The following is a 944-nucleotide window of genomic DNA, read 5'->3' on the forward strand; positions in this document are numbered from 1 at the left end:
CCGATCGCGATCGCCCCGCCGTTCACGTTCACCTTCGACGTGTCCCAGCCCATCTGCTTGTGCACCGCCAGCGCCTGCGCCGCAAATGCCTCGTTGATCTCCATCAGGTCCAGGTCGCCCGGCGTCCAGCCCGCGCGCTCCAGCGCACGGCGCGATGCCGGCACCGGGCCCATGCCCATCACGCTCGGATCCACGCCCGCGTTCGCGTATGCCTTGATCCGCGCCAGCGGCGTCAGACCGAGTGCCGCCGCCTTCTGCGCCGACATCACCAGCACCGCCGCCGCGCCGTCGTTCAGCCCCGACGCGTTTGCCGCCGTCACCGAGCCGTCCTTCGAGAACGCCGGCTTCAGCCCGGCCAGCGATTCCGCCGTCACGCCGTGACGCACGAACTCATCGGTGGCGAACTGCAGCGGCTCGCCCTTGCGTTGCGGAATCGCCACCGGCACGATCTCGTCGTTGAAGCGACCGGCCTTCTGTGCGGCTTCCGCCTTGTTCTGCGACAGCGCCGCGAATGCGTCCTGCTCTTCGCGCGTGATCCCGTATTCCTTCGCGACGTTCTCCGCCGTGATGCCCATGTGGTACTGGTTGTACACGTCCCACAGGCCGTCGACGATCATCGTGTCGACCAGCTTCGCATCGCCCATCCGGAACCCGTCGCGCGAGCCCGGCAGCACGTGCGGCGACGCGCTCATGTTCTCCTGACCGCCCGCGATCACGATCTCCGCGTCGCCCGCGACGATCGCGTTCGCCGCCAGCATCACGGCCTTCAGGCCCGAGCCGCACACCTTGTTGATCGTCATGCCCGGCACGGCCGTCGGCAGCCCGGCCTTGATCAGCGACTGGCGCGCCGGGTTCTGCCCGGAACCGGCCGTCAGCACCTGGCCCATGATCACTTCGCTGACCTGCTCGGGCTTCACGCCCGCACGCTCCAGCACCGCGCGGAT

1 protein-coding gene is annotated in these 944 nt (G+C 69.0%); it reads right to left on the reverse strand.

What is annotated here, in order from left to right:
- On the reverse strand, nt 1-944 hold a 944-nt coding region (locus tag G3N61_RS39200; RefSeq protein ID WP_205825137.1), incomplete at both ends, for an acetyl-CoA C-acetyltransferase.

Origin of the sequence: Burkholderia sp. Ac-20349, from assembly GCF_017104865.1 — a bacterium.
In the GTDB taxonomy this organism is placed as follows: Bacteria; Pseudomonadota; Gammaproteobacteria; order Burkholderiales; family Burkholderiaceae; genus Burkholderia; species Burkholderia aenigmatica.